Raw genomic sequence first — 1,267 nt, forward strand, 5'->3', positions numbered from 1 at the left:
AATACTAAGAAAAAAGTACCGATGCTAAATAATACAGCTATCAAAATAAATAATTGACTCCAAACAATCTCGCCACGGATAAAGTCCCACATGTCTACCAGCTCCATATAGGTGCTATTAAACTGTACGACAGTACGCTGCGGACGTAGCGGATAATCAAGCTTTTGATATGGGCGCAGCTCATGTTGTAAATTATCTACTTTATAAGCTTTACCTAAGGTGTCGTAGGTTCCGTTTTTTCCGCGGCCTATCATGTCGATCATCGTTTTACTCCGCCGTCTTTGTTAAAGCACTCTTATATGCCTAGATAGCTTGTTTATTGTTGTTTTTATCTAAGCAATCACCAGCATCACATACAGTATCGAACCGATAAACCATGTCGCATTCACGGCGATGCCTGAATACCATTTAAGTTTGACCTTTGTGTTTTCATTATCAAAGGCGGCTTGGCGCTCAGCGGTGACAGGCAGTACATTATATGGGTTGTTTTTTCCATCCCACATGAGGCGACGCTGCACTTCAGGATGTAATGCAGGGTTGGCACTCGATTGATAAATATTGCCTTCAGCTAGATCTAAGTAGCTCACCGTACACGCTCTCAACCAGCCCATAACCGTCACTTCATGACGTAAACCTGTCAAACCTTTGTCTTTCTTCTCTTGAGCGATATCAGCACAAGCCAATAGCGAGGTGCTGATATCTGTCGGACAAGCGTGAGCGTATCGTGGGTCAAGCGGTAGCTCGTCTGCTGGACGTTCCATATAGGTACGAATAAACGTCCACTGATCATAAGGACTAAGCTGCATGTCTTCAAGGTTGATGCTTTGGATGGTTTGATTTGTTTTCGGATCAATCACATGCAGATTCAAGGCTTCAAAGACAACGCCTTTGTTACGTCTAACCGACGCGACAATATCTTTGTAGTTAATTAGATGGAAGATAGGCTCTTGCTTGCGGTTATGTTCGTAATAAGCAAGCTGTTGTGTTTGTTTTAGCAGTAAGATTTTGTTGTAGTAGGATTTTTTGTTTTTAAGTTGTTTTAAAACTAAATATGATCCAAAACCAAAAACTATCAGGAACAAAGTAAGCATGATTATTAAAAATAGCGCTGCGTATTCAAAATCTTTGACAAATATATAACTAGATACTACTACTAGAAAGAAAAACAAGCCTTGCCCAAACAACCAACTAAAAGCATAAGCCATTAAAAAACCAACTAATTGATGCGAGTTGATAATCGGGTGAAACAGTAAATAATCTGGGTTTA

Annotated in this window: 1 protein-coding gene and 1 pseudogene; both read right to left on the reverse strand. The window is 40.1% G+C overall.

The features are described from left to right. Positions 1 to 263, reverse strand: a pseudogene (locus ACT3RN_RS15670) (hypothetical protein); the annotation flags it as partial. A 69-nt stretch (positions 264 to 332) separates the two neighbouring features. Next, positions 333 to 1,267 (reverse strand): hypothetical protein (locus ACT3RN_RS15675; RefSeq protein ID WP_444518823.1); only part of this gene is annotated, 935 nt, incomplete at its 5' end.

Source organism: Psychrobacter sp. AOP5-GZ1-6 (assembly GCF_052376345.1).
In the GTDB taxonomy this organism is placed as follows: domain Bacteria; phylum Pseudomonadota; class Gammaproteobacteria; order Pseudomonadales; family Moraxellaceae; genus Psychrobacter.